At 73.8% G+C, this 26,954-nt stretch carries 18 protein-coding genes; 7 read left to right on the top strand and 11 right to left on the bottom strand.

Annotated features, from left to right (window positions below; translation table 11 throughout):
* Positions 1–5: 5 nt before the first annotated feature.
* The gene (locus WME85_RS21465; RefSeq protein ID WP_437842340.1) at positions 6–677 is read left to right on the top strand and encodes an urease accessory protein UreF; all 672 of its coding nucleotides are present in this window, start codon (positions 6–8) and stop codon (positions 675–677) included.
* Entirely contained in the window at positions 674–1,318 is a 645-nt protein-coding gene (ureG, locus tag WME85_RS21470; protein WP_437840566.1) for an urease accessory protein UreG, read from the top strand. The genes WME85_RS21465 and ureG overlap by 4 nt, the downstream gene beginning before the upstream one ends.
* A gap of 89 nt (positions 1,319–1,407) precedes the next feature.
* On the opposite strand, the gene WME85_RS21475 is transcribed toward ureG, so the two are convergent.
* On the bottom strand, positions 1,408–2,421 hold the full coding sequence (locus tag WME85_RS21475) for an alpha/beta hydrolase (protein ID WP_437840567.1): 1,014 nt from the start codon (positions 2,419–2,421) through the stop codon (positions 1,408–1,410).
* 54 nt (positions 2,422–2,475) lie between these two features.
* On the bottom strand, positions 2,476–6,480 hold the full coding sequence (locus WME85_RS21480; protein ID WP_437840568.1) for a hybrid sensor histidine kinase/response regulator: 4,005 nt from the start codon (positions 6,478–6,480) through the stop codon (positions 2,476–2,478).
* A gap of 244 nt (positions 6,481–6,724) precedes the next feature.
* On the opposite strand from WME85_RS21480, the gene WME85_RS21485 reads away from it, so the two are divergent.
* Positions 6,725–7,420, top strand: coding sequence for a Uma2 family endonuclease (locus tag WME85_RS21485; RefSeq protein WP_437840569.1), 696 nt, complete (start codon positions 6,725–6,727; stop codon positions 7,418–7,420).
* Positions 7,421–7,558: 138 nt separating this feature from the next.
* On the opposite strand, the gene WME85_RS21490 is transcribed toward WME85_RS21485, so the two are convergent.
* The 8 genes from WME85_RS21490 to WME85_RS21525 all read right to left on the bottom strand — a co-directional run bounded on the left by WME85_RS21490 (position 7,559) and on the right by WME85_RS21525 (position 20,126).
* On the bottom strand, positions 7,559–8,413 hold the full coding sequence (locus WME85_RS21490) for a transglutaminase family protein (RefSeq protein WP_437840570.1): 855 nt from the start codon (positions 8,411–8,413) through the stop codon (positions 7,559–7,561).
* Between the two features lie 62 nt (positions 8,414–8,475).
* Entirely contained in the window at positions 8,476–8,889 is a 414-nt protein-coding gene (locus WME85_RS21495) for a DUF4150 domain-containing protein (RefSeq protein ID WP_437840571.1), read from the bottom strand.
* An 11-nt stretch (positions 8,890–8,900) separates the two neighbouring features.
* Positions 8,901–9,623 carry a DUF3540 domain-containing protein gene (locus tag WME85_RS21500; protein ID WP_437840572.1) on the bottom strand — a complete coding sequence of 241 codons (723 nt, stop codon included), beginning with the start codon at positions 9,621–9,623 and terminating at the stop codon, positions 8,901–8,903.
* Between the two features lie 52 nt (positions 9,624–9,675).
* Positions 9,676–11,682 (bottom strand): pentapeptide repeat-containing protein, encoded by a 2,007-nt coding sequence (locus tag WME85_RS21505; protein WP_437840573.1) that lies wholly within the window; start codon positions 11,680–11,682, stop codon positions 9,676–9,678.
* Positions 11,679–14,042, bottom strand: coding sequence for a DUF2169 family type VI secretion system accessory protein (locus WME85_RS21510; protein WP_437840574.1), 2,364 nt, complete (start codon positions 14,040–14,042; stop codon positions 11,679–11,681). Before WME85_RS21510 ends, WME85_RS21505 begins: the two co-directional genes overlap by 4 nt.
* Positions 14,043–14,099: 57 nt before the next feature.
* The gene (locus WME85_RS21515; RefSeq protein WP_437840575.1) at positions 14,100–16,856 is read right to left on the bottom strand and encodes a type VI secretion system Vgr family protein; all 2,757 of its coding nucleotides are present in this window, start codon (positions 16,854–16,856) and stop codon (positions 14,100–14,102) included.
* Positions 16,853–18,313: a type VI secretion system Vgr family protein gene (locus tag WME85_RS21520; protein ID WP_437840576.1), complete on the bottom strand. Its 1,461-nt coding sequence runs from the start codon at positions 18,311–18,313 to the stop codon at positions 16,853–16,855. Before WME85_RS21520 ends, WME85_RS21515 begins: the two co-directional genes overlap by 4 nt.
* Before the next feature lie 166 nt (positions 18,314–18,479).
* Complete coding sequence (locus WME85_RS21525) at positions 18,480–20,126, bottom strand: DUF2169 family type VI secretion system accessory protein (protein ID WP_437840577.1); 1,647 nt, start codon at positions 20,124–20,126, stop codon at positions 18,480–18,482.
* A 502-nt stretch (positions 20,127–20,628) separates the two neighbouring features.
* On the opposite strand from WME85_RS21525, the gene WME85_RS21530 reads away from it, so the two are divergent.
* From WME85_RS21530 to WME85_RS21545, 4 genes are all read left to right on the top strand, one after another.
* A complete protein-coding gene (locus WME85_RS21530; protein ID WP_437840578.1) occupies positions 20,629–22,122 on the top strand; it encodes a vWA domain-containing protein in 1,494 nt (497 codons plus the stop codon).
* Between the two features lie 40 nt (positions 22,123–22,162).
* The gene (locus WME85_RS21535) at positions 22,163–22,501 is read left to right on the top strand and encodes a DUF6209 family protein (protein WP_437840579.1); all 339 of its coding nucleotides are present in this window, start codon (positions 22,163–22,165) and stop codon (positions 22,499–22,501) included.
* Between the two features lie 234 nt (positions 22,502–22,735).
* Positions 22,736–23,896, top strand: coding sequence for a hypothetical protein (locus WME85_RS21540; protein WP_437840580.1), 1,161 nt, complete (start codon positions 22,736–22,738; stop codon positions 23,894–23,896).
* A 444-nt stretch (positions 23,897–24,340) separates the two neighbouring features.
* Entirely contained in the window at positions 24,341–26,095 is a 1,755-nt protein-coding gene (locus tag WME85_RS21545; protein WP_437840581.1) for an adenosine deaminase family protein, read from the top strand.
* A gap of 239 nt (positions 26,096–26,334) precedes the next feature.
* Here the strand turns inward: WME85_RS21545 and WME85_RS21550 are convergent, their stop codons facing one another.
* Positions 26,335–26,853 carry a peptidylprolyl isomerase gene (locus WME85_RS21550; RefSeq protein WP_437840582.1) on the bottom strand — a complete coding sequence of 173 codons (519 nt, stop codon included), beginning with the start codon at positions 26,851–26,853 and terminating at the stop codon, positions 26,335–26,337.
* Positions 26,854–26,954 lie beyond the last annotated feature (101 nt).

The following is a 26,954-nucleotide window of genomic DNA, read 5'->3' on the forward strand; positions in this document are numbered from 1 at the left end:
TCGCCATGGGTGAGGGGGCGCTCTACCGCCTGCTGAGCTGGATGTCGCCGGCCTACCCGGTCGGCGGGTTCAGCTACAGCCACGGGATCGAGTGGGCGGTCGAGGCGGGCCTGGTGACGACGGCAGAGCAGCTCCGGGCCTGGGTCGCGACGATCCTCGGCGAGGGCTCCGGTCGGGTCGACGCGGCCCTCCTCGCGGCCGCCTGGCGCGCGGAGCGGGACCAGGAGCTCGACGAGGTGGCCGAGCTCGGGGCGGCGCTCCGGGGCACCCGCGAGCTCGCGCTGGAGAGCGCGCAGCAGGGCGCCTCCTTCCTCACCATCACCCGCGCCGCCTGGCCGCATCCCCGCCTCGACGCGTTCGCCGAGCGCCACGCCGGCGAGGCGCCGCTCCCGGTCGCCGTCGGGCTCGCCGCGGCCGCGCACGGCGTGCCGCTCGAGCCGGCGCTGACGGCGTACCTCCACGCCTTCGGTTCCGGCCTCGTCTCGGCGGGCATCCGCCTCGTCCCGCTCGGCCAGACGGACGGCCAGCGGGTCGTGGCGGCGCTCGAGCCGGTCATCGTCGACGCCGCCCGGCGCGCCCGCAATACGCCGCTCGATCGCATCGGCGCCGCGACGCCGGGGGTCGATCTCTCGTCGATGCAACACGAAACCCAGCACACGAGGTTGTTCAGGTCATGATAGCAGCGAACCATGGTCCCCTCCGCGTCGGTATCGGAGGGCCGGTCGGCTCCGGCAAGACGGCGCTCGTCGATCGCCTCTGCAAGCGCATGCGCGACGAGTGGCGCGTCGCCGTGGTGACCAACGACATCTACACGAAGGAAGACGCGGAGTTCCTGACCCGCTCGGGCGCGCTCAGCCCCGAGCGCATCGTCGGCGTCGAGACGGGCGGCTGCCCCCACACGGCCATCCGCGAGGACGCCTCCATCAACCTGAGGGCCGTCCAGGAGATCGCGCAGCGCCTGGCGCCGCTCGATCTCGTCTTCGTCGAGTCCGGCGGCGACAACCTGGCCGCGACCTTCTCGCCGGAGCTCGCCGACCTGACCCTCTATGTCATCGACGTGTCGGCCGGCGACAAGATCCCGCGCAAGGGCGGCCCCGGCATCACGCGATCGGACCTGCTCATCATCAACAAGATCGACCTCGCGCCCATGGTCGGCGCGAGCCTCGAGGTGATGGACAGGGACGCCAGGAAGATGCGGGGCGACAGGCCGTTTCTGTTCACCAACCTCAAGGCGAACAAGGGAGTCGAGGAGATCGCCGACTTCATCGTCAAGAAGGGCGGCCTCGACGCCGGGAGCCGCGCCGCGGCGGGCGGCTGAGGGACCGCGGGCGCCGGGGCCGGTCTCCCCTGGGCAGCCGAGCTGCCCTCCTGCACCGGAGCCGGCGGGCTGGCGTTCCTCACGGGGGGTCAGGGCAGGCAGCTCGGCGTCTCCGGCCGGCCGCGCAGCCAGTCGGCGATGCGCTCGCCGGCCGCCGGACCGCTGCGGTGGAGCATGTACGTGTGGCCGGCCTGCGGCACGCGATCGAGCGTCACCGAGGGCGACTGGATGAAGCTCGCCGCCGCGAGGAGGGCGAAGGCAGAGGGGAACAGCCGGTCGCCGTCGGCGAGCTGCAGGAGCACCGGGACGCGGACGAACGGCGCGAGGACGCGCGAGGGCTGGAGGGTGATCGTGAGGATCTCGCCGCTCGGCGTGAGGTTGGCGGCGGCGGTGTCCGCGGCGACGACCCAGGGCTCGGCCGCGGAGGTATAGAACATCGCCGCGCGGTGGGACGGCGTGCCCAGGAAGTACTCGTAGTCGCCGAGGAGGGCGCGCGGGATGTCGCCGGTCGTGAAATCGGCGAGGAACCGCGTGGAGGGGAACTGGTGGTACCCCATCGCGATCAGGGCATCGACGTCGCCGAACAGGCCCGCCTCGAGCTCCGAGACCTCGGCGCCGGCGCTGTGGCCGCCGATCGCGACGTGGTCGAACTCCCCGCGGAGCTGCTGGACGATCTGGTGAGCGATGTCGGCGTGCACGTCGACCGTCGCCCGGTATCCGTCATCCAGGGTGCTCGCGCCGTAGCCGAGCCGGTCGATGGCCACCACGGTGTAACCGGCGTCGGCCAGGGTGCGCGCGTAGGAATAGCCCTCCTCGGGGCTGAAGTCCCAGGCCTCGGCGTCATACGAGAGGCCGTGCTGCAGCAGCACGACCGACGTGGCCGCGCAGGGCGGGTCGACGCGAAAGCCGTGGATCTCGCGCTCGACGCCGCGCGCGTAGGGATCCGTCACGCGGTAGGTCACCGGCGTACGCTCCAGCGGGCCGCTGTCCGCGCGGGCGACGGGGAGACCGGCGGACGCCGCGGCCAGGAGCGCGGCGCCGGCGACGCCGCCGACGACGACCGACGAGCGGTGCTGCTTCGTGGTTCGAGAGCGCAGGGTCATCCAGGCACGGTAAGGCAGAACACGGCGCAAAGCACCCGCGCCGCACAATCTCGGTCATGAAGCCGCGGCGCCGCGCTCCGGCGCGGCCAGACGCTCGCCGAGCTCGCGGATCCGGAACTCCTCGGCGAGCCCGCGCACCTCGCGGAGCCACGGCGCGAGCCGCGGGTCCTCCGCCTCGAGCGCGGCGAGCCGCTGCACGACGTCCTGGATGCGTCCCCGCTCGACGAGCTCGGCGAGCCGCGCCAGCTCTTCCGGGGGCGGCGGCACAGCCGGCCCGCGCGGCGGCGCCTCGCCGCCGTTGCCTTCCGCGCCCGCGCCCGCGCCGCGCGCGCTGGCGGGCGCCGCGCGGACCCAGGTGAGGGCGAGGCGGCGCTCCAGGAGCGCGAGCAGGGCGCCGAGGTCGATCGGCTTGGGGAGGAAGCCGTCGCAGCCGGCGGCCGCGCTACGCGCCCGCTCGGGCTCCTCCACGCTCGCCGACGTGGCGAGGATCGGCAGGCCGGCGAGCCCCGGGATCCGGCGGATACGGCGCGCTGCCTCGTCGCCGCCGAGATCGGGCATGCGGAGGTCCATCAGCGCGAGGTCCGGCCTGCACGCATCCGCCAGCGCGACGGCCGCCTCGCCGCCCTCGGCCTCCTCGACCTCGAAGCCGAGCGGGGCGAGCGCGTCCCGCAGGAAGGCGCGGTTGTCCTCGTGGTCATCGACCACGAGGATCGTCCGGCGCGCGCCCTCGTAGCCGGTGATCGCCGCGGTCCCGCGCCGCGCGCCGGACGGCGCCGGCGACGCGCCGGCGAGGGCGGGCAGGTCGAGGGCCACGGTGAAGGTGCTGCCCTCGCCGGGCGCGCTCTCCACGTCGATGCGGCCGCCCATCTGGTCGACGATGCGCCGGGTGATCGCGAGCCCGAGGCCCGCCCCTTCCACGCGCGCGCGCTCGTCGCCGGCCTGCTCGAACGGCTCGAAGATACGGGCGAGATCCGCCGGCGCGATGCCGGGGCCGGTGTCCTCGACGCGGAAGACGACGCCGCCGCGCCCCTCTCGCTCGCCCCCCGCGACCCGGAACGTCACGCGCCCTGCGCGGGTGAACTTGATCGCGTTGCCGAGCAGGTTGAGGAGCACCTGCGTGAGCCGCTTCTCGTCGGCCCGGACCCACGCCGGCGTGCCCTCCGCGACCTCGTGCTCGAACGCGAGCCCCTTCTGCGCCGCGCGCACCTTGCACAGCTCCGCGACCGTGCGCGCGAGCGACGGCAGGTGGACGTCGCCCGGCGCGAGGTCCATCCGGCCGGCCTCGACGCGGGCGAGATCGAGGACGTCGTCGATGAGGGTGAGCAGGTGCTCGCCCGACCGGCGCACCACGTCCACGCTGGGCCGGTCCTCCGGGGCGAGCCGCGGCGAGCGCTGGAGGAGCTGCGCGTAGCCGAGGATGCCATTGAGGGGCGTGCGCAGCTCGTGGCTCATGCTGGCGAGGAAGGTGGTCTTGGCCTGGTTCGCGGCGTCCGCCGCGTCCCTGGCGGCCGTGAGCTCGGCGGTGCGCTGCTCCACGAGGAGCTCCAGCTCGCGCGTCCGCCGCCGCAGGGCCCGGAGCCGCAGGCGCACGCCGCCGTAGACGAGCCCGCCCAGCGCCGCCGCGTACCCGAGGTAGGCCCAGGCGGTGCGCCACGGCGCGGGCCGGACGCGGAAGGCGACGGTCGCCGGGCCGGCGACGTTGCCGGCGTGATCGCGGCCCCAGACCTGGAAGGTGTACGGTCCGGGCGCGAGGTTCGTGTAGCGCGCGCTCACGTCGGCGCTCCACGCGCTCGGCGCCGCGTCGAAGTTGGCGAGCTGGGTGCGGTAGCGCGTGCTGCGCTCGTGGAAGAGGCTCAGGAGCGTGTACTCGAACGAGACGGTGTTCTCGTCCCAGGCGAGCGACGCGCCGGGCGCGAGGGCGAGCGCGCCGCGCGCACGTTGAGCGCGCGCGGCGAGGGCGAGCGGCCTGGGCGCGGCGTCCGGCACCTCCTCGGCCGGATCGAACACTGCCACGCCGCCGGCCGTGCTCGCCCAGACGCGGCCGGCGCTGTCGACGAACGAGCCGTTCTGGTTGCACTCGTTGCTCGGCAGCCCGTCGTCGGTCGTGAAGGTGTAGGCCGCGAGCTCGGCGGGGTCGTCGGGCGTAGGGCTGCGCGGGGTGAAGCGGGTGACGCCGCGGTCGGTGAACGCATACACCCGGCCCTGCGCGTCCGCGCGCACGCCGTAGACGATGCTGTCCGGGAGCGCCGGCCGGCTCCGCTCGTTCAGCGGCTCGATCCACGCGTCCGCGTCGAGGTTGTAGCGCGAGATCCCGCCCTGGGCGCCGATCCAGAGCACCCGCGCGCCGCGCGCGTCCCGGAGCTCGGCGAGCGCGGCGATCGCGTCCGAGGCGAGCGGCGCGCTCGCGGCCGTGAAGCTCCGCCACTGCCCTCCCTCGAGCCGCGACAGCCCCTTCATGGTGCCGAACCACGTCGAGACCTTCCCGCCCGCGCCCCTGGTCTCGACGATGCTTGTCACGTGGTCGTCCGCGAGGGGCACCTGCGCTCTGGTGAAGACCTGCCACGCGCCGTCCGCCTCCAGGCGCGCGGCCCCGCCGACCGTCCCGACCCAGAGCGCGCGCCCGTCCAGCGACTCCGACAGCCACCGGACGCCGACGTGGGGGAGCGGGGAGCTCTGCGGCGTGTAGGTGGTGAGCTGCCCGCGTGTCCAGCGATGGAGCCCGGTGGTGTCGCTCCCGATCCAGACCACCCCGGGCTCGCGCGCGGACGGCAGCATGAAGGTCACCAGGTCGCCGAGCTTGCCGGCGATCTCGGGGGCGTCGAGCGGCGCGAAGCCCTGGCCTGCGGACCGCGCCACGGTGTTGTTCATGGCCACCCAGAGCTCGGGCGGGCTGGCCTGCCCTCCCGGCGCGCGCACCTCGGCGATGGAGGTGAGGCTGCCGGCGAGGCCCGCGTTGCGCTGCGTGAACCCCGCCCACCCGTCGTGCCGCAGGCGCGCGAGGCCGCCGGCGTTGGTGCCGATCCAGAGCGTGCGACCGCCGTGCGCCCCGGCGGCCGCCGCGAGCGCCATCACGTGATCGTCTGGCAGCGTGGAGCTCGCCATGGTCAGCGCCGTCCACGTCCTGCCTTGCAGCCGCGCGAGCCCGCCGCCGTAGGTGCCGGCCCAGAGCGTCCGCGCGCCCGTGCCGCTCACCGTTTCGGCGAGCGCCCGCACCGGGTGCGCCAGCGCCGGTACGGTCGCCGGGGTGAAGCTCTCCCACCGCGCTTCCGCGAGCCGCGCGATGCCGCCCCGCGTGCCTGCCCAGAGCACGCGGCCCCCTGTTTCCCCGGAGGTCTCGAGCAGGCTCATGACCACGTTGCTGGGCAGCCCGTCCGCGGTCGTCGCGAAGCGGGCGCAGCCCCGGGCGTCGCAGCGGAAGAGGCCGTCGCCGGTGCCTGCCCAGAGCGCGGGCTCCCCGCCGAGGAGCGTCGTCGCGTGCAGCGCGCGCACGTCCGGGTGCTCGAAGCCGGGCCCCAGGTCCACGCGCGCCCACCGCTCGCCGTCGAGCCGGTAGAGGCCGTCGGTGGTGGCGGCGAAGACCGCGCGCCCCCGCGCGGTGGGCGCCTCGAGCAGCGTCCGGATCGGCTTCTCGCCCGTGAGCCCCTCGGCGGCCCCGAAGCGCGTGGAGCGCCCCCCGGCGTGGCGGATGACCTGGCCGGTCATCATCCCGAACCAGACGGCGCCGTCCTGCCCCACGGCGATGCTCTGCACCCAGCTCGACCCGCCGCCGGTGGGCAAGGGGAGGGGCGTGAAGCGGCGGCCGTCGTACGAGGCCGCGCCGTTCTGGGTGCCGATCCACAGGCGGCCGCCGGGCTCGAAGGCGACGGCGTTGATGGTGATCTGGGGGATGCCGTCCTCCGCGTTGAACACGCGCATCCACGGCGCCCCGCGCGCCCGGAGGTCGCCTGTGGGCGGGGCGGGCGTGTCGCCCGCGGCCGGCGCGGGCGCGAGGGCCACGGCCAGCGCGAGCGCGAGGGTGACGCGCAGGCGGCGGCGGGGAGGCGGGGATCGACCGTTCATGCAGGCCGCATCCTAGACCGCGATCGCGCAAGGAGGCGCCCGTCGGCCGGTGACCGCGGATGGACGACCTTGAGCGCACGCGGCGTCACCTTCGGGTACTCCCAGGGTCCCTGGCGGCGGTCGACGAGCCGCACGGGCTCTTCGTGCCGCGCAACCGCGTGCTCGGGGCCGTGGTGAACGACCTCTCGCCCCTGCGAGTGCCGTGCCCCGATCGACATCCTCACGCGGTGGGTATACTGCCCCCATGCAGCACGCCGCTCCCGCGCGTCGCCTCCGTCACGTGCGCGCGCCGTCCCCGCTCCACTTCCCGGAAGAGGCCGTCGTGCCGGAGACCAAGCGCCACCTCGAGATCAGGACCCTGCTCTACCTCGTGCTCAAGACCTTCGCCGAGCGAGCGGCGATCGGCTCCGACCAGTTCGTCTACTGGTCCGCGTCGGATCCGAGCCGGTGCCTGGCGCCGGACGCTTTCGTCCGGCTCGGCACCCCCGACACGCCTTTCGGCTCCTGGAAGATATGGGAACGCGGTGCCCCTGAGCTCGCCGTCGAGATCATGAGCGAGCACGACGCGGCGCCGCAGACCTGGGACGAGAAGCTCGCCAAGTACCACGAGCTCGGCGTGCTGGAGCTCGTCGCGTTCGACCCCGACGCAGCGCCCGGGGAGCGGCTGCGGGTCTGGGATCGCATCGAGGGCGACCTGGTCGAGCGCGTCGTCGAAGAGGAGCGCAGCCCATGCACCGTGCTGGAGCTGCACTGGGTGGTGGTCCCGGCCGCAGGCCATCCGGCGGCGCTTCGTCTCGCCCGCACCCCCGACGGGGCGGATCTCGTGCTCACCCCCGAGGAGGCGGCGCGGCGAAGCGCAGAGGCGGAGAAGGCCGCCCGCGCGACGGCGGAGCGGCGCATCGTCGAGCTCGAGGCCGAGCTGCGCCGGCGAGGCGGCTGACTCGCCGGCCAGCGTCGAGCTGAAGCTCCTTGACCATGAATGGTCGGCGAGCAGCCCCGTGCTCGGACAGGCCCGCGGAGAGGCGGGCGTCGCGCGGGGTGGGGATGGCCGACGTCTGGAGAGGCGAGCGGGAAAGCCTCAATCGCTCCCCTCTGGCGCCACCGTGATCGCCGTCCGCAGCCGGACGCCCCGCGCCCCCTCGGCCGTGCCCCGGATCGGCGCGACGTCCTCGTAGTCGCGCCCGTAGCCCAGCACGATGTGCCCGGTCGCGCCCAGGCGCCCCGCCGTCGGATCGAGGTCGTACCAGCCGCCCGAGGGCAACCACACCGACGCCCACGCGTGCGAGGCGCGCGACGGCGCCGCGGCGGAGCCGGCCACGTAGCCGCTCACGTAACGCGCCGCGAGGCCCACCGATCGCAGGCACGCCACCGCCAGGTGCGCGAAGTCCTGGCAGACACCGCGCCGGAGCTCGCAGAAGGCAGCGAGGCCCGTGTCCGCGGTGGTGGCCCCAGGATCGAAGGCGAAATCCCGCCGGATCCGGGTGACCAGCCCCTCCAGCGCCGCGCCGAGCGGGCGGCCCTCCTGGAAGCTCCCCCGCGCGTACTCCGCCATCGCGGCGCTCCGCGGCGCGCGCGCCGTGCCCTCGACGAACGCGCGCAGCGCCGGATCCTCCGATGCGGCGGCCGCCGTGCGCTCCGTCGCCGCCCGCCAGTCGTGCCCGAGATCGCCGCCGCCGCCCGCCTCCTCCTCGCCCAGGCGCACCACGCTGAGCGCCGTCACCTCGACGGCCCCGAAGCGCCCCCCGATCTCGACGTGCTCGCAGTGGTTGCCGAAGGCGTCCTCCTCGAGCCGCCGCGAGGCCGGCAAGGGCCGCACCACGAGCTGGTGAAACTCGACCGTCTGGTGGGGCAGCGCGCGCGGGGTGAGGTGCACCTCCAGCCGGCACGCGACCGCGCCCGCGGCCCCGAGCTCGTACCGGCTGCGGTGCACCACGCGGTGGCGACACCCCGCCAGGACGGCACCCCGCCCGGCCAGCCCCTCGGCCCCTCGGCCCCTCAGCCGCTCACCACGACCTTCGTCTGCGACGGCGCGACCTGCACCCCCATCGGCATGTTCGGGCTCTTGCCGTTCTGCGCCACCGAGCAGGTGTGGAACACGATCGGGTTGCCCTCGGCCTTCACCTTCATGGAGAACGTGCGGTACATCGCCTCTCCCTTGATCTTGCCGCTCACGACCCCGCCGGCGGAGCCCGCCTCGTCGCCGGTCGACATCGGGATCTCGCTCTGCTTCGTGAGCACCGGCTTGCCCGCCAGCAGCACCTTCAGGGAGCAAGTGCTCGGCGCAGCCTGGTTGCACATCGCCACGTTCGGGTACGGCAGCGGCACCGGCGGGCCAGGCGGCGCCGGGGTCTTGCACGTGTCCGGCATCGCCTGACAGATCCCGGCCTGCATCGTCGTCACAGGGAACATCGCCGCCCCTCCTACCCGAGGTTGATCCGCTGGCCATCGAGGCTCACGTCCTCGCGCGCGTCCACCGACACCTCGCGCCCGCGAAGCTCGATCACGTCCTCCACCAGCGCGCGCAGCCGCCCGGCGCGGAGCTGGTGCAACTCGCGCACCTCCTGGAAGAGGTCCTCCGCGCGCGCGATCACCCGCCCCGCGATCGACTCGAGCTTGCCCACCGTCGTGTGCGCGCGCTCCAGCACGGCGGTGAGCGCTCGCCCCTCGTAGCGCGCCTCGGCGATGCGCACGTCGCCGCGCTCGGCCACGGCGGCGAGCGCCCCCCCGGCCACGGTGACGCGCTCGGGCGCGACCCGCACCGTCGCCCCCCGCCCCTCAGCGCGCGCGCCGAGGGTCGCGCCGCTCCTGCTCGAGATCGCGATCTCGCCGGCCGCCCAGCAGCGGATGGCGCCGCCCGCCACGAGATCGATGTCGCCCCCGGGCGCCGCGAGCGACAGGCCGCCCGCCGCGACGAGGCTGCCCCGGCCGGTCTCCGCGTCGTACTCGAAGAGCAGCCGGCCGGCCGGGTCGTGCACCGCGACGACCTCGTGGCCGTCGCGCTCGACGATCGACGCCGAGGCGCCCGCGCGCGCCACGATGCGCAGCGGGCGCTCCCCCGGCGGAGCGCCGTCGCGATGCGCCTCGGGGCTCGCCTCGGCGGGCGGGGGCTCGGCGGGCAGGGAAGGGAGGGCGGCGGTGGGCATGGCGGTGGTCCTCGGGTCGGGCGGCTTTCGCAGTGGTCGTCGGCGGCTCATCTCATAGCGACGTGGGCGGGCGCCAGTCCTCGGCGCGGGCGCGCTCCGGATCGGTCGCGCGGGCGCCGTCGAGCTTCGCGCCGTCCCACCGCGCGCGCGCGGTGATCGCGCGGTGCAGGTTCGCGGCGCGGCAGTCGGCGCCGGACAGGTCGGCGCCGGACAGGTCGGCGTGCGACAGATCGGCGTGGACGAGCGAGGCGCCTTCGAGCCGGGCGCCGCTCAGATCCGCCTTGCGCACCATCGCCTCGTCGAGCCGCGCGCCGCCGAGATCGGCGCGCGCGAGCGCGGCGCCGTCGAGGCACGCCCGGGAGAGGTCCGCGCCCCTGAGGCCGGCGCCCCTGAGGACGGCGCCCGTCAGGTTCGCGACCCCGAGGCGCGCCGAGACGAGCGAGGCGCCGCCCAGGTTCGCGCCGGCGAGGCTCGCCTGCGTCAGATCGGCCCCGTCGAGCTTCGCTTCCCGGAGATCGGCGCGCGACAGATCGCAGTCGCGCAGCTCCGCGTTCGAGAGGTCCATCCCGGCGAGCCGCGCCTCGACGAGCGAGCTCCTCGCGAGCCGCGCGCCGGTCAGGCGCACGCCCCGCAGGTCGAGCCCGAGCAGCGAGGTCTGCTCGATCGAGGCGCCGGAGAGGTCCGCGCCGGCGACCGTGGCGCCGGCGAGCTGCGCGCGCTGGAGCGCCGCGCCGCGGAGGCTCGCGCCGGACAGGTCCGCGCCGCGGAGGCGCCCGCCCGCGATGCGCGCCCCGGCGAGATCGGCGCCCGCGAGGACGGCGTTCGAGAGATCGACGCCGGCGAGCGCGGCGCGGGCGAGGCGGGCGCCCGAGAGGTCCGCGCGGCGCAGCTCCGCCCCGTCGAGCGTGGCGTCGAGCAGCGACGCCTCGGCGAGATCGGCGCCCGTCAGCTCGGTCCCGCGCAGCGTGGCGGCCGCGAGCAGCGCGCCGCGCAGGCGGGCGTCGCGCAGGCGGGCGCCCGAGAGATCGCAGCCCGACAGGTTCGCGCCGGTGAGGTCGGCCCGCTCGAGGCCGGCGCCGTCGAGCCGGGCGCCGTCGAGGTTCGCGCGCTCGAGCGCGGCGCCCGCGAGGTCGGCCCCGCTCAGCACGGCGCCAGCCAGGCGCGCGCCGCGCAGCGAGGCGCCGCGGAGCGAGGCGCCGCCGAGCGCCGCGGACGGGAGCTGGGCGCCGTCGAGATCGGCCGCGTCGAGCTTGCAGCCGCGCAGGTCGAAGCCGGAGAGATCCTTGCCGGCGAGGTTGGCGCCCGTGAGATCGCCGCCCGCGAGGTCGCGCGGGAGCGCCGCGCGGCGGAGATCCTGGTTCGGGGCGCGGAGCCCGCGGACGAGGCGGGCGCGGGACAGATCGAGCGCGGCGAGCTCGACCCCGATGAGCGTCACCGCGGCGAGCTCGGCGTCGACGAAGCTCGTCCCCGCGAGGGTGCAGCGGTCGAGCTCGGCCTCGCGGAGCGTCGCGCGGTCGAGGCGCGCGCCGTCGAGGGCGCACTCCGCGAGCCCGGCGCCGGCCAGCGTGGCGGCCGAGAGATCGGCGCCGGTGAGATCGACGCCTTCGAGCCGGGCGCGCGACAGATCGGCGCCGCGGAGCGAGGCGCCGGCGAGCGACGTGGCCCCGGCCTGGTACCCCGCGTACCCCGCGGCGCGCAGGGCCTCGACGACCTCGGGGCCGAGGTCGCGGTCGGCCTCGAGCGGCAGCGCCGCGGCCGCGGCGTCGCGGGTGAGCTGCGCGTTCCGCGCGAGCACCGCGCCCTCGAGGCGCGCGCCCGACAGGTCGGCGCCGCGGAGCGCGACCGCGAGGAAGACGGCGCCGGTGAGCGTCGCCCCGGCGAGGCGCGCGTCGCTCAGATCGACGCCGTTGAAGAGCACGCACGAGAGATCGCGGCCCGAGAGATCGACGCCGCGCAGGTCGAGGCCCACGACCATCGGCGGGTCGAGCGGCCCGGCGTCGAGGCGCGCCAGGAGATCGTCCCTGTCGCGCGCGAACCCGGCGGCGGCGGTCCCGGTCATGTCGCGCCTCGATCGCTGGTGAGCAGGGTGGCCGCGAGCTGCGCGCCCCGCAGGTCGGCGCCGTCGAGCCGCGCCTGCCACAGGGCGGCCTCGTACAGCACCGCGCCGCGCAGGTCGGCGCCGCGCAGGTCGGCGGCCTCGAGGCGGGCGCCGTGCAGGTTCGCCCGCTCGAGGCGGGCGCCTCCGAGCCGCGCCCGCGTCATGTCGGCGCCCGCCATGTCGGCGCCGCGCAGGTCGGCGCCGCCGAGCTCCGCCCGGCCGAGATCCGCGCGGCGCAGGCTCGCCAGCGCGAGGTCGGCGCCGGTCAGGTCGGCGTCCATCCAGCGCGAGCCGTCGGCGCGGGCGCCGCGCGCCTGGGCGCGGGGCAGGCGGGTCTGCTCCGAGGCGCGCAGCCCGCGCAGGTCGGCGCCGCGCAGGTCGACCGCCTCGCCGTGCGCCCCCTCGAGGCTCGCGTCCTCGAGCGCCGCGCCGCGGAGCGAGGCGCGGTCGAGCGCCGCGCGCGCGAGGCGGGCGCCGGCGAGCCGCGCGCCGTCGAGCCGCGCCCCGGTGAGGTCGGCCTCGAGGAACGAAGCGCCGGCCGCGCCGGCGCCGGTCAGGTCCGCCCCGCGCAGCGCCGCGCCGTCCAGGCGCGCGTCGTCGAGGATCGCGCCGGTCAGATCGGCGCCCGTGAGGTCGGCCCCGGAGAGGTCCGCGTCGCGCAGCCTGGCCGACGGGAGCCGCGCGCCCGCCATCCTGGCGCGCGCGAGCGTCGCCCCCTCGAGGTCGGCGGCGTCGAAGCGGGCGCCGGTCAGGTCGGCGCCCACGAGCAGGGCGCGCGCGAGCCGCGCCTCGCCGAAGTCGAGCGCCGACAGGTCGAGCCCCGAGAGGTCGGCGCCGGCCATGCTCTCCTGGATCGACAGGCAGAGCTCGACGCGCTCGCGCGTCCACGGCGCCGCGGCTGCCCGGGCCGCCTCGACCCGGGCCCCGTCCGCGCGGTCGAGCTCCTCGAGCTGGTCGAGCTGCGCCGGGTCGTGCCCCTGCGCCTCGAGCGCCTTCTTGACCTGCTCGCGCGTCTTGCGCTGGACCTCTTCGAGCTGCGCCGGATCTCCGGCGAGCGCGCCGAGCCACGCCTCGAGCGCCGCGTCGCCGTCGGGCGTGCCGAGGGCGGCGACGAGCGCCGCCGGGGCGCCGCCCTTCTCGAGCGTCGCGCGGATGTGCGAGAGGAGCTCGGCGTCATCGACGCCGGCCAGGGGGGGCGCGCCGTCGTTGTCGTTGCCGGGCGGCGCCGCCGCGTCGGGGCGCGCCCCCGCTGCCGGCGCGGCGGCGGGGCGCGCCTCCAGCAGCGCGAGCGCGAGCCGCTCGCGGTAGCGCGCGGCGGCGAGGCGGCCCTCGCCGAGCGGCTCGCTCGCGAGGAGCACGTGCCGCACCTCGGGGTGGTCCTCGGCGGAGACGGGCGCGTGGCCGCGCCACACAAGGCACAGCGACCCCGCCTCCAGGTCGACGTGGACCGTGTCGAGGTTCATCTGCACCTCGCGGAAGCAGTCCGCGCCGCCCGCGAGCTCGTCGAGGAAGCAGCGGATCCGGACGCCGGGGAGCCACGCGCGGTACTCGCGCCGCTCACGGTGCAGGTTGAGGCAGACGATCTCCTCGTCGCCGCGCAGGTACTCGGCCTGGAGCGCCGGCACGGCCGCGTTGAAGTGGCTCCAGTCGAAGTCCTCGGGGAAGAACGGCCAGCGCTGCTTCAGCCAGCGCGCGTCGTAGGTGCCGAGCTTGCTCGCGCGCGTCGCCCACGCGGCGGAGAGCGGCCCGTAGCCCGCGGGCGGCGGCCTCGCCGCGGGCGAGTCGACCGGCGCGCGCGGATCCTCGACGTTCGGCAGCGGCCGCCGCCGCGGGTCGCGCTCGCCCGGGTCGAAGGCGCCGCGGCCGACGGGGTTGGCCGCGAAGCCAGGGCCCCCGAAGGCGCGATCGAAGCCGAGCGGCATCTCGACGAACGGCTGCGGCTCGGCGCGCTTGCCGGCGGCCGGATCGGTCCAGTGGCGGTCGCCGGTCACCAGCAGCGCGAGCGAGGTCTTGCCGACGGCGAAGCTGACCGGCAGCGACGTGACGGGCCGGCGGCCGGGCGCGTACGCCTTGCCCGACAGCAGGAGGTCCGCCTTCGGCTTGAAGGGCGCGAAATCGGACGCGCGGCGGAGGGCCCGGCGCGGGTCGTCCTCGTCGTACAGGTCGCCGAGCGGCGGCTCCGGGGCGTCCGCCGGGATCGCCGGCTCGCCGGGCGAGAGGCGGTAGGTGCCCTTCACGATGAGGCACAGGGCCCACTGCGGGGGCCGGAGCTGCCAGGGGATGGCGGCGAACGTCGTGGGGGTGGGGTTGACGATCTTCATGACAGCTCTCGACGGGCGCCGTGCCGCGCGCGTGCTCGCGGCGCGGGCCTCTCCTCTCTAGAAGAACTGAAGCTGCTGCAGCCCCCGGAGCATGGGTCCCCCGGCGTCGACCGCGACCATGTTGTTGGGGCCGTACTTCAGGTTGGAGATCTGGTTCTGCTGGCTCAGCTCCAGGGCGGCGAGCCCTGATGTGGCCACGACGCCGGTCGCATCGAGCCTGAGGCTGCTCGTGCCGCAGGCGAGCTCGATCGCGGCGGGCTCGATCTTGATCGTCGCGCCGGCCGGCCCGCCGCAGCGCAGCAGGATCTGGGTCGGCTCGATGATCAGCTCGGCGTCGTTCAGCGGGTTCGCGTGCGCGAGCTTGTGGACCAGGTACGACCCGACGAGCGCCCCGAGCGTCGCGATGCCCCACGTCATCCCCGTGAGCCCGCCGCCCTTCTCGAGGTCGTCCTTGCCCGCGGCCGCGCCGCCCGCGCCGAACACCGCGCCCGCGGCGCCCGCCGCGACCGCGGCGGCCCACGGCTTCGCGGCCTCGACCGCCGGCGTGTCGGTGGTCCGCACGCGCAGGTGCACCTTGGAGCGCGCCTTGATGTCCTGCTCGTCGGCCGTGGTGAGCTTCTTCGTGCTGCCGAACTCGAGCACCGGGCCGTACGCGATGTTGCAGACCATCCCGGCCGTGATCCCGGTGTTGAGCCCGAGGAAGACGTTGCCGTTCACGCCCGCCGCGATGTTGTAGCTCCCGCCGAGGCTCATCCCGAAGTTGATGCCGGTGAAGAAGCTCGAGTTGTCGCCGTACGTGAGGTTGACCGACGAGACGTGGCTGCGCTGGGTCTTGCGCCAGCCCTGCCAGTCGTTGCTGAACGTCATCGAGTAGAAGTCGACGTCGTAGATGCCGAGCGTCCGGTTGGGGATCACGAGCCGGTAGTTCCCGAGGACGACGTCGGTGCGGTTGCCCGTGGTGACCGACTGGTAGTCCCCCTGGGTCACCACCGTGCGGTTGCCGTCCGTGTGATCGTAGACCCCGTCGCTCGCGGCCCAGCCGAAGTGCGCGGCGCTCCCCTTGTCGCTGTCCGCCGAGCTGCTGCTGTAGCCGGTGTCGAGGTTCGACCACGTCCAGCCGCCGTCGCCGAACCCGTCGGCCGGATCGAGCCGCGCGGACTCGGTGAACGTGCCGGCCGCCGCGGTCGCGCGCTCGCCGTACCGCAGGTAGCTGTACTTCCCGTCGCTGTGCGGGACCGCGATGCGGATCCAGTCCTCCGCGGCGCTCGCGGTCGTCGTCATGTCGTCCTGGCCGAGCTGCTGCTCCAGCGGCAGCGCGCCGTCGGCGCCGCCCCGCGAGGCCTCCGGCGCGCCGCCGGCCCCTCGAGCGCGCGGGCGCCCGGCGCCGCCGCCCATCTCGACCATGGCCCCGTTCGGCATCCGGATGCGGCCGCGCCCCTCGTCGGCGCTCGTCACCACGCGGCTCTTCGCGTTGGGCACGACCCCGGTGATCACCGGCCGCTCGGGGTCCCCGCCGACGCCGGTCCACAGCACCTCGGCGCCCTTGCGCAGCGTGAAGTGCATGCCCTCGTCGGCGCCGCCGTAGGGCGTCGCCAGGCGCATCGGCACCGAGGCCTGCCCCTCGGCCGCGCCGCTCAGGTCGAACGGCATCACCACGCGGTAGCGGCCCTCGGCGTCGACCGCCGCGGTGCCCTCCGGGCCGCGCGCGTCGACGTGCGCGACCATCGCTCCCTCGAGGCGCGGCCTCGGCGTGGCGCGCGGCGGGCGGTAGCGCGTCGAGGCCGGGATCGCCTCGAACTCGCAGGCGTAGCGCGGCCCGTCGCCCCCCTCGTCGCCCCCCTCGTCGCCCCCCTCGTCGCCCCCCTCGTCGCCCCCCCCGGCGCGGTGTACGGCGCGCGTCACCAGGTAATCGCGGTTCCAGTCGGCCCGGAAGTGGCCCGAGAGCCCGAGGCGCGCGCCCGCGGCGAGCGGCGCGCCGATCGCGCCGTCGTACACGGCCGCGCGGCAGCGCAGTTCCTCTGCGCGCGCGGCGACAAGGGCGGCGCCCTCCTCGGGCGTCGCGAAGGGGCCGCCCTCGTCGACGAGCAGCCCGAAGCCGCGGCCGTCGACCTCGGCCTCGGCCTGCAGCGGCACCTCCGGCGTGCGCTCGTTGTGGTCGAGCAGCACGACCGCGCGCGGCGACAGCCTGCGCCGGCAGCGCAGCGCGCGCACCTGGGCGGCCTCCCCCTCGCCCATGGTGGCCTCGACCGCGCCCCGGAAGCCGCCCGGGTGGTCGCAGAGGACGAGCCGCTCCGCCCCGCCCCGCGGCTCGATGAAGTAGCTGATGCCCGCCTGCTCGAGCTGCCGCGAGACGAAATCGAGCGCGCTCTCCTGGTACTGCACGGCGTGCTCGCGCGGCGGGTACGCCCCCTCGAGCCGCCGCTCCACCTCGATCGCGAGGCCGCTCTCGGCGATCACCGCCTCCACCAGGTCGGGCACGCTGAGCCGCTGGTAGGTCCGCGTCTGCCGCGCGAGCCCGAGCAGCGCGACGCGCGGCGCGAGGGCGACCCGGTAGGCGTACCGGCCGGCGCCGAGCGCGCCGCCTTGCTCCACCTCGACCACGACCCCCGGGATCGCGCGGCCCGCCAGGTCGAGCTCGCCGGCCGCGCCGGCGATGTCGTCGAGCGGCAGCGCGGGATCGGGCGACGCGAGATCGATCTCGAAGCGGTACGGGCGCGACAGCGCCTCCTCGCCGCGGAGCCCCAGCACGGTGAACCCCCCGGCCGGGGCGGCCTCGGAGCGGAAGTGGATCCCGACCGTCGTGGGCTTCGTCATTGCTTCTCCGAGATCTCGAGCATGGCGCCCGAGGCCATGGTGATGCGGCTCTGGTTGGCGTTGCGCGCCGTCACGGGCGAGGGCGCGAGCGGGTTGGACATGGCCCCGAGGATCACCGGGCGGTCCGGGTCGCCGTTGGCGAACCCCACGAGGACCTCGGTGCCCGGGCGCAGGGGGAAGTGCATCCCGTGCCCCGTGCCGCTGAAGGGCTGCGCCATCCGGAGCGGGCGCGAGGCCTTCTGCTCGCCCGGCTGCGCCGTGTCGAAATGGAGCTGGACCGTGTAGCGCCCCTCGGCGTCGAGCTGCGCGATCCCGTTGGTCTTCCCCCCGGGCCCCGGCTGCACGATCCCGGTCACCACGCCGGAGATGCGCGGCCTCGGCGTCCGGCGCGGCGGCCGGTAGGCGACGCGGGCCGGGATCGCGCGGAAGGCGTTCCTGTAAAACGGGCTCTGCTCGCCCGTGTCCTTGAACGCGGGGAAGCGCGCCTCGTGCTCCACCTCGACGAGGAGCAGCTCCTCGGGGCCGGGGAGGCGCGGGTGTTCGAGCAGCGTCACGCGCCGCCCGGCGGACAGCGCCGCGCGGCTCGCCTTGCCCTCGTACACGCGCTGGCGCGAGAGCCGCTCCTCGGCCCGGATCTGCGCGAGCTTGCGGGCCTCCTCGGGCGTCTTGACGTGGCTGCCGTACTCGACGACGCCGCCGCCGTCGCCCGAGTCCAGGCCGGCGTACGCCGTCAGGTCGAGCTGCGGAGCGCGGTAGTTGTAGTCCTGCACGACGTAGTTGGTGGGCACCAGATCGGTCGTCACCTCGAGGGCGAAGACGCCCGCTGCCTCGCCGCGGGCGCGGAAAGGCACCGTCGCCGCGCCCGCGGCGGGGCGGAAGCCGGACGGATGATCGGTGAAGACCAGCCTGTCGCGGCCGTCCTCGTGCTCGAAGAAGAAGCTGATCCCGACGTGCTCGGCCAGGCGGCTGATGAACGCGAGGTCGCTCTCGCCGTGCTGCACGACGAACTCGCGCTCCGGGTAGCTCTCGATCAGCCGCAGCTCGACGTCCTCCGTGCCGAGGCCGTGCCGCTCGAGCTTGCTCCGGAGGATGTCCGGAACGCTGCGGTCCAGGAAGATCTCCTGCGTCTCGACGAGGGTGAGCCGGAGCGCGCGCGGCACGAGGCGCAGGCGACAGGTGGACCGCTCGGCCAGCGGCTCGAGGCGGTCCCGGATGGGGCCGAGCATGCCCGAGACGCGGCGGATCTCCTCGCCGTCGGACTCGAGGACGAGGCTGATCTCGGCGCCGGGCGCGGCGTCGGCCGGGAGCTCGTGGCCCTCGTCGATCGCGACGTCGAGATCGAACGAGAAGGGCTGCGAGATCGCCTCTCGCCCGGACAGCTCGCGGACCTGGACGTGGTCCCACGGCCCCCGCTCCGACTCGATGCGAACGTTCAGCGTGCCCGGGGCTTCCTTCATCGCTCGTCCTCCGCGTCACTGCAGGTCGGGCCTGGAGCGCCGATCCGGCGCAAGCGCCGCGCAGGCGGCGGTGTGTGTGCTCCGAGGGCGCGGGGTCGACCTCGACACCCGCGATGGGCTCCTGCGCCGCCGTGGTCCATTCCCGGTCCTCGCGCGCATCGGTGGGTCAGCTCCGCCTCTTGCCGGTGCCGTACAGGAGGGCGTTCACGTCGAGCTTCGCGGGGCGCTTCGGCGGACCGGCGGACGGCGCGGGGGGCGGCGGCTCGGGAGGCGGCGTGGACCAGGTGAAGGCGCGCGGCGCGGCCGGCGGGGCAGGCGACGGCGCGGCTGGCGGGGCAGGGGACGGCGCGGCCGGCGGGGCAGGCGACGGTGCCGCCGGCGGGGCGGGGGACGGCGCGGCTGGCGGCGCGGAGGACGGCGCGGCTGGCGGCGCGGAGGACGGCGCGGCCGGCGGGGCAGGGGACGGTGTGGCCGGCGGCGCGGGGGACGGCGCGGCCTGCGGCGCAGGGGATGGCGCGGCCGCGAAGGGGGTCGCCGGCTGGCGCGCGGCGTGGTCGATGACGTCCTTCGGCAGGGACATCGTCGCCGACCTGCGGAGCGGCACCTCGGGCGGCAGCGGCGCGGGGTGCGCCAGCGGCGACGCGCCGGCGGGCGCCGGTTGAAACGGCAGCGTCGACGCGGCTGGCAGCAGCGCGACCGCCTTGTCCGGGAGCTCGACCGTCCCGTCGAGCCGCTTGCTCGCTTCGGAGGACATCGCGAGGGTCTCCCCCAGGGCGGCATCGTCCCCGTCATCGGCGCCGGACCGGGGCGCGAGCCCCGTGCCCGCCGCTGCGGCGCTGTGGATCGCGGCGCCCGGGGCGGGCCACGCGATCGGATCGCCCGGGAGCTCGACGCCGGCCAGGATGCGCACCCGAGCGAGCGCGCTCTCGGCGGGCACGGGGAAGCTGCCGCGCCACGTCATGGTGCAGCGCTGCTCGTCGCCGTCGATGCGCAGGATGTCGGCGCTGAGCGGGAGCGCCTCGCGCTCATCCACGCCGAGGTCCGACAGGCCGTGGACGCGCGCGAAGCCGCGCGCGCCGGGCAGGCGCATGCGTACGCGCGGGGCGCTCGGGTGCAGGCCGTCCATCACGATCCACTCGTCGCCGCGCAGGAAGGGCGTGCGCTGGTCGGGCGGCGCCGCCTGGAAGTACTCCCAGAAGAGATCGTCGGGGATCTCGGCGACCTCGCGCTCGAGCAGGGCGCGCGGGGTCGCGCCGAGGAGCCGCCTGCGGGCAGGCATGGCCTGTGAGATCGGGCCGAAGCCGGCCACGCGCTTCGCGTCGCGCGGATCCAGGATGTTCGGCTCGCCCTCCGCGTAGCCGACCCCGAACGGGTTCCCCGGGAAGCCGAAGCCGCCGTACGCGTGCTCGAGGTCGACGGGGAGCCGCACGAAGCCGCCCCGCTTCCGGACCATCAGCGTCTTGTCCAGCAGCGTCCATCCGCTCGACGAGAAGAGCCCGAGCCGGACAGGCAACGTCTCGACGGGGCGGCCGTGCGGCGCGTGCGCATGGCCGGTCCAGAGCACGTCGGCCTGGAGCAGGCGAGGAGCCAGATCGGTCGTGAGCCGGACGCTCCGCATGGCGCCGTGATGGATCTCCCCCCGGACGATCTCCTGCGGCGCGACGCGCGGCATCACCGTGTCGTTGGCGAACGCGAAGGTGGCTTTCACGATCGCGGTCACCCGGAGCTCGCCCTTGAACCGCCAGCTCACGGCGGCGGCGGTCGCAGCGCCGAGGGGCGTCACGCTGGCACGCGGCGGGCTGCTCGTCGCCATGAATCCACCGTCGATGAGAGCCCCTCGCCGACGCCGCTGTCAACCCGTCATGTTGTTCTTGTTCTCTTCCGCCGGGCGCGGCGCCCGCAGGTGCCTGGCGTGTTGTCCGTCGAGCTGCACACCTCGCCCGCCGGGCAGCCCGTCGCCGCCGGCGCCGCGGCAGCCTTCGACGCACGGCAGTCGTGGAGCGGTTCGGGGAGTTGTGGAGCGCTTCGGGGCAACCGAGGTCTCGGTCCCAGCCGACGATCCATCGTCTCCGACGCCGCTGATCGCCTGTGGATAGGCACGAATGCAGGGGATGATTCCGGTGGGAACGTCGTAGATGCCGCCCGCCCCGGTCGCTATGGGACCAAGGTCCTATGGACGGCGACCACGGGCACCGTAAGGTGGGCACCGCAAGACAGCGGGGGAGCGCATCGTGGTGCAGCGCAGCCATCAAGGCTGACACCGCGGCTCTCGCACGCCTCAACAGCGAGCTCGCTCTCGCGAAAGGATCTGCTCCATGTCACAAACCACCACGACCCAATCCTCGTCTGCCGAAGAGCTCGACCTCGTTTTCTGGGACACGTCGGCGTACAGGTGGTCTCCTGGCGACTGGAACCAGTGGCGCTACATCCCCGACGGGCTGGGCGGCGAGATCGGCATCCGATTCGGCGTCAGCTCCGGCTTCGGCACCTTCGACTGGAACAAGGGGGGCAAGGCCCCGTTCGGCTCGGTCAATGACGGCACCGGCGCTTCCTCGTTCGGGAAGAACGAGCAGGTGGGCCTTGCATCGACCAGCGTCAACGCGGTTCGCATGACGGCGAACAGGGAGTTCACCAACGCCCATAACAACTTCACGGTCGAGCTCGACTTCTCCCGCTACAAGGGCTCGAAGGTCGGGGGCAAGGACGGCGTCGCGGGGGCCAACACGTTCATCGGATTGAGCGACATCTACGCGGGCCTGACCTACGCCAGGACGACGGTCACCGTCACCGGCACGCTCGCCGACGGCAGCGCCGCCAGCCCGGCAGGCTGGAAGCTGGTCAACGGCGGCGTCGCGCCGAACACCGCCGGGGGCAATCAGCCCAGCGCGCAGCTGAGCCTCGTCAACGGCGTTCTGCAGGGCACCAACAAGCCGGCTCCCGGCGGCATGGCCAACTCGATCGACACGGTGCTGGGCCTCGTGCGGCTCGACGCGGCCGGCTACAAGACCCTGCACCTGCGTCACGACCTCTACCCGGTGGGGGGCAACAGGGCGCCGCGCATCGACAATTCGGGGCTGTACGTCGCTTCCGCCTTCCCTCGCAAGCCCGCCCAGCCGCCCGAGCCCCCCAAGCCGCCGCTGGTCGATCTCGTCGTAGTCATCGACACGAGCGTCTCGATGAGGGACGAGGCGGACGCGCTGAGCCAGACGATCGAGGCGGCCATCGCGGCGGCCAAGACCAAGTGCCCCTCGGACCTGCGCGTCACGTACCTGGGCATCGAAGGGACGTTCAAGAAGACACGCTTCGACGCCACGGTCAGAGACTACCTGACCCAGACGGCGAAGGTCGACGCTTCGGTGCTCAGGGGGCGCACCAGCGCGGACGCCGCGAACCTCACGGACGAGCAGAAGAAGGTGTTCGACCCCAGGGAGGACGGCGCGCGGGCGATCGAGGACGTCGCCACGCACTTCGACTGGCGGCTCGGCGCGTCCCGCAGCATCTTCTTCCTGGGCGACGAGGCGCTCGAAGGCGGCGTCTCCGTGCAAGGGCAGGATCAGGAAGACATCGAGGCCGCGACCCGCGCCATCGAGATCGCCAGGAAGACCGGGACGCGCGTCCACACGTACCTGGGCACGTCGAAGTTCAGCAGCGACGCCAAGAAGCACGACCGGATCTACAAGGAGATCCAGGGGGAGTTCGCTCGTGTGGCGCAGGAGACCGGCGGAAAGTCCTTCACGTCGGCGGACGCGCAGAGCGGCTTCCAGTCCGTCCTGGAAGAGGTGATCTGCGGCAGCAGGCCGAAGGCCTGAGCGGGCCGCAGGTGTCCTGAACGCGCGGAAAGGAGAGACAATGGCTACGGTGAGCTTCTCGTCCGACTGGTCTCATCAGCAGAGCGGCGAGCTTCGAGCGGGGGAGCCCTTCCAGATCGACTACGACACGGAGAGGTTGCCTCATTGCCGGGCGGAGCGCCACGGGCAGAGGGCGTGGAGCATCCTCGCCCACCTCCGGTTTCATCCGAGCGGGGAGGCGGGAGCCGGCGACGTCTCCTCGGGAGCGTGCGAGGTGGAAGTGCCCGCGAACACCAGCCGGATCGAGCTGTGGTTTCACAACACCGACCACACGGGCGGCTCGACCTGGGATAGCCGCTACGGCCAGAACTACTGGCTGGACGTGAAGGACTCTGGGTAAGGCGAAGACCCAGGGCTCTCGAGGTGCAAAGCGCTCGCACCTCCATGCCAGATCCGAACCCCCGCGCGCTCGCGATCTCGTTGCGAGCCCTCGGGGGGATGATCTGGCCGCTGTCGAGGCTTCCTCGACATGAGGCCGTCTGTGCTCGTGCGGCGACTCGACACCATCGCGCCGCGGGACAGCTGGCCTGTTCGTCATGACCAACACGCAGTGAACATCCAGGAGAATCATCTCATGAGCACCAGCTACACATTCCGCGTCCTCGACACCGACGGCTCCGTCTTCGGCAAGGGGTGCTTCACGTACGATGGCCCGCCGGGCGACGTCGACATCGCGCACGTGCTCGGCGGCGCCCAGGGGAGCCGCGGGCCCAGCCTGACCGCCTTCTGGTACCATGACAGCATCGTCGGGACCCTGAGCCTCAAGAACCTCCTCTCCTTCAACTTCACCAAGGGCGACCAGGCCAGCTCCCGCTTCGCCATCAATGTATGGAACGTCCCGGAGAGCACCCACGGCCTCACCGCGGGCACGGCCTCACCGGCGCAGCTCGGGGTGGCGTCCGCCCACCGCGGGAATGGAGGTGAGCTGAGCTGCAAGGGCAGGAAGCTTGAGTTCCCGAAGCTCGCCGAGGCGACAACGGTCGTCGAGGAGGGCGAGACGGTCATCCCGACGGTCGATCTGGTGGTCGTCATCGACGCCAGCGGCTCGATGAGGGACGAGGCCGACTCGCTCAGCAAGGTGGTCGGCTCCGCCATCGACTCCGCCAAGACGAAGTGCCCGTCGAACCTCCGGACCACGTACCTGGGCATCGAGGGCACGTTCTCCAAGACGGTGTTCACGACGACGGTGCGCAATTACCTGACGCAGACGGCCAAGGTCGATGCCTCGCGCCTCAAGGGGCGCACTGCGGCGCAGGTCAGCGCCGACGCGAGCAAGGAGGACGCGGCACGCGTCATCGAGGACATCTCCACCCACTTCGACTGGCGGCCCGGCGCGGTCCGCAACATCTTCTTCCTGGGCGACGAGCCGCTCGAGGGCGGACTCTCCCTCACGCCGGAGGGTCAGGATCAGGAGGACATCGAGGCCGCGAACCGCGCCATCGAGGTCGCCACGCAGGCCGGGACCCGCGTGCACATGTACATGGGCACGGGGAAGTACAGCAGCGACGCCGCCAAGCACGAGCGGGTACGCAAGGCGATCGCTGGGGAGTACGCGCGCGTGGCCGGGGAGACGAGCGGCCAGTTCTTCGCCTCGCAGGACAACCTGAGCTCCTTCCAGGCGATGCTCGAGAAGGTGATCTGCGGCAGCAAGACGGACCCGCGGGTCACCACGACGGAGTTCTGCTGCTGCCAGGAGTACGTGGAGCAGCGCGGAGACACGGCCGTTCCCCAGTGAGCGAGCCGCGCACGCCGGGGGCCCTCGGGCCCGGGTCTCCGTCCCGCGCCTGAGGGGCGCGCCGAGCTGGTAGGCTCATGAGCGAGCCGCCAGCGACTCACCACACTGGATCGCCGCGCTCCGGCGAGGATCCCATTCCCCACGCGTGCGCGACGCACGCTGCCTCGATGCTCTCCAGCGCCACGGCGGGAGCCGTGCGGTGCGCGAGCCAGGACCACGTCTCCGTCGCAAGCGATGTCACGCGCGCCGCGCACGGCCACGACGCTGTAGGACCAAGGTCCCATAGGCGGCCTCGTCTGGTGCGAGTACGTCTCTCGACTCGCAGGCGGCCGGTCCTGGTCCGGGGCGGCACCAGAAGCTCGGACGCCTGCGAGGCCGATCCCGGCCGCAGAACTCGATCCACGCACAGCTTGCTTGCCCCTCGCAGGCACCGGAGAACCTGAAATGCAACACCGACACCTCGTTCCATTCCTCTTGAGCCTTCTTCTTGCGGTCCCCGCGTGCTCGGACGATCCTGGCACCGGCACTGGGGGCACCGGCGGCGATGGCGGCACCGGCGGCGATGGCGGCACCGGCGGCGATGGCGGCACCGGCGGCGATGGCGGTACCGGCGAAGGCGGCACCGGCGGCGATGGCGGCACCGGCGGCGATGGCGGTACCGGCGGTACCGGCGGCGGTCCAGACAGCACGGTCGAGGAGCAGGTGGCCGAGCGGCTCGAGGAGATACGCGACGATCACGACGCCGTTCAGGCGTTCGTGCTGGGGATGCCCAAGGGGGGCGATCTCCACAGCCACACCTCGGGCGCCGTCACCCCCGAGAGCATGATCGAATGGGGCGCCGCCGACGGCGCCTGCATCGACACGACCACCTTCGTGGCCTCGTCGGGGCCCTGCATGGAGGGCGACGTCCCCATCTTGAACGCGCTCGCGGATCCGGCCCTGTACGACAGCATCGTTCAGGCGTGGTCCATGGAAGATTTCATGGGCACGCTCCTCGAAGGCCACCAGCACTTCTTCGACTCCTTCGGCAAGTTCGGGGGTGTCCTCATCGATTCGCGCAGCGACGACATGGTGGCGCAGGTCCGCTCCACGGCCGGGAAGAACAACCAGGTCTATATCGAGCTCATGCAGGGCTTCGGCTCCGGCACGGCGGGCACCATCGCGGAGGCGGCGATGCTGGACGACGACGTCTGGGACGAGCCCTACCTCCTGGAGAAGCGCGCCGAGATCCTCGAGGATCCCGGGTTCGATGCGGCCATCGACGCCGCGAAGGCGAGCATCGAGAGCTCGCTCTCGGGCTCGGACACGCTGCTCGACTGCGGCACCCCGATGGCCGACCCGGGGTGCAACGTCGACGTGCGCTTCCTCGTCGCCGCCAACCGGACGCGGACGCGCGCGCACGTGTTCGGGCAATGGGTCTTCGCCTTCGAGCTCGCCCAGGTCGTCCCGGAGATCGTGGGCGTGAACCTCGTCTCGCCCGAGGAGAACGCGAACTCGCTGCGCTACTACAATGACGAGATGCTGGCGCTGAGCGTGCTCGATCGCTTCAACGAGGAGGACGCCACCCGGAAGCCGGTGCACGTCGGTCTACACGCGGGAGAGCTCATCCCCGACGTGCTCCCGATGACGCCGGAGGGGCAGATGGAGCTCGACTATCACATCCGGAACGCCGTGGAGATCGCGCACGCGGAGCGCATCGGCCACGGGGTCGACGCGCTCGGCGAGATGGCGGGCGGCGGCGCGGACGATCTGCTGTCCGACATGGCCAGGATGGGCGTCATGGTGGAGATCTGCTTGACGTCCAACGACGCCCTGCTCGACGTCGAGGGCCGCGAGCACCCGCTGAAGCAGTACATGGCGAAGAACGTGCCGGTCGCGCTGTCGACGGACGATCAAGGCATCCTGCGCATCGACATCACCCACGAGTACGTCCGCGCCGTCGAGGAGCAGGGGCTGACATATCCGCAGATCAAGAAGATCGCGAGGACCAGCCTGGAGCACGCCTTCCTCGCCGGCGAGAGCCTCTGGAAGACGCGCGACGACTTCAGCGCGCTCGCGGACGAGTGCGCGTCGGACTCTCCCGGGGAGACGCCCTCTGCCGGGTGCGACGCGTTCCTTCGCGCGAACGACAAGGCGCGCATCCAGTGGAGACACGAGAGCGCCACGAACGCGTTCGAGGAGGCCATCGTGAGCCCGTGACCCTCGGCGCGGTGGCCGACGGCGTGTGGTGGCGATCGTGGTGGGCGCGGGCAGCGCGACCGACCAGGCAGCGCTCGTGGCGCGCTGCGATGCAGCGTCACTTCCCAGGAGGGAGGCGGAGCGTGAGGAGACTTCTGTCTCCTGAGGTGCGCGTGGCTATTCGCCCCCCGGTGCGGCATGCCCGGCAGCGCTCTCGCCGCCTCCTGCCCGTGGAAGACGCGGCACGGCGGCAGCGCTGATCAGGCTTCCTGCACGACGATGCGATTCATCCGGATCGGGCTCAGGGGCCGATCGTTCCCGTCGGTGCGGGCCTTCTCGATCTTGCTCACGACATCCATGCCCTCGATCACGCGGCCGAAGACGGGGTGCTTCGAGGGGCCGGGCGTGAACCAGTCGAGGTAGGCGTTGTGGACCGTGTTGATGAAGAACTGGCACGAACCGCTGTTGGGGGCGCCCGTGTTGGCCATCGAGAGCGTGCCGGGCTCGTTCGAGAGCCTGGCGTTGGCCGGGTGCTCGTCCTGGATGCCCCCGCCGGGCCCGTCGCCGGTGCCCGCCAGCGGGCTCTTCGGGTCGCGGCTGTTCGGACAGCCGAACTGGAGCATGAAGCCGTCGATGACGCGGTGGAAGTGCAGCCCGTCGTAAAACCCGCTCTTCGCGAGCTTGAGGAAGTTTCCGGCGGTGATGGGCATCTTGTCGAGGTAGAGCTCGACCTTGATGTTGCCCAGGGACGTCTCGAGGAGCGCGGTCGGGTTGGCCATGGGGCGAGAGCGTAGGTGAAGGCGCGGTCGGGCGGCAAGAGCCGGCGACAGGCATCCGTTCAGCCTTTCTCCGCGCGGCGCTTCGCTGTAGACCGCGGTCT

The organism is Sorangium sp. So ce1153 (genome assembly GCF_051521595.1).
Classification (GTDB): domain Bacteria; phylum Myxococcota_A; class Polyangia; order Polyangiales; family Polyangiaceae; genus Sorangium.

What these genes read in the sequence shown, in the direction of transcription:
- WME85_RS21535 (WP_437840579.1), top strand. Translation starts at nt 22,163, where the DNA reads ATGGCTACGGTGAGCTTCTCGTCCGACTGGTCTCATCAGCAGAGCGGC.
- WME85_RS21475 (WP_437840567.1), bottom strand. Translation starts at nt 2,421, where the DNA reads ATGACCCTGCGCTCTCGAACCACGAAGCAGCACCGCTCGTCGGTCGTC.
- WME85_RS21525 (WP_437840577.1), bottom strand. Translation starts at nt 20,126, where the DNA reads ATGGCGACGAGCAGCCCGCCGCGTGCCAGCGTGACGCCCCTCGGCGCT.
- WME85_RS21465 (WP_437842340.1), top strand. Translation starts at nt 6, where the DNA reads ATGGGTGAGGGGGCGCTCTACCGCCTGCTGAGCTGGATGTCGCCGGCC.
- WME85_RS21540 (WP_437840580.1), top strand. Translation starts at nt 22,736, where the DNA reads ATGAGCACCAGCTACACATTCCGCGTCCTCGACACCGACGGCTCCGTC.
- WME85_RS21515 (WP_437840575.1), bottom strand. Translation starts at nt 16,856, where the DNA reads ATGACGAAGCCCACGACGGTCGGGATCCACTTCCGCTCCGAGGCCGCC.
- ureG (WP_437840566.1), top strand. Translation starts at nt 674, where the DNA reads ATGATAGCAGCGAACCATGGTCCCCTCCGCGTCGGTATCGGAGGGCCG.
- WME85_RS21510 (WP_437840574.1), bottom strand. Translation starts at nt 14,042, where the DNA reads ATGAAGATCGTCAACCCCACCCCCACGACGTTCGCCGCCATCCCCTGG.
- WME85_RS21545 (WP_437840581.1), top strand. Translation starts at nt 24,341, where the DNA reads ATGCAACACCGACACCTCGTTCCATTCCTCTTGAGCCTTCTTCTTGCG.
- WME85_RS21495 (WP_437840571.1), bottom strand. Translation starts at nt 8,889, where the DNA reads ATGTTCCCTGTGACGACGATGCAGGCCGGGATCTGTCAGGCGATGCCG.
- WME85_RS21485 (WP_437840569.1), top strand. Translation starts at nt 6,725, where the DNA reads ATGCAGCACGCCGCTCCCGCGCGTCGCCTCCGTCACGTGCGCGCGCCG.
- WME85_RS21500 (WP_437840572.1), bottom strand. Translation starts at nt 9,623, where the DNA reads ATGCCCACCGCCGCCCTCCCTTCCCTGCCCGCCGAGCCCCCGCCCGCC.
- WME85_RS21550 (WP_437840582.1), bottom strand. Translation starts at nt 26,853, where the DNA reads ATGGCCAACCCGACCGCGCTCCTCGAGACGTCCCTGGGCAACATCAAG.
- WME85_RS21480 (WP_437840568.1), bottom strand. Translation starts at nt 6,480, where the DNA reads ATGAACGGTCGATCCCCGCCTCCCCGCCGCCGCCTGCGCGTCACCCTC.
- WME85_RS21520 (WP_437840576.1), bottom strand. Translation starts at nt 18,313, where the DNA reads ATGAAGGAAGCCCCGGGCACGCTGAACGTTCGCATCGAGTCGGAGCGG.
- WME85_RS21505 (WP_437840573.1), bottom strand. Translation starts at nt 11,682, where the DNA reads ATGACCGGGACCGCCGCCGCCGGGTTCGCGCGCGACAGGGACGATCTC.
- WME85_RS21530 (WP_437840578.1), top strand. Translation starts at nt 20,629, where the DNA reads ATGTCACAAACCACCACGACCCAATCCTCGTCTGCCGAAGAGCTCGAC.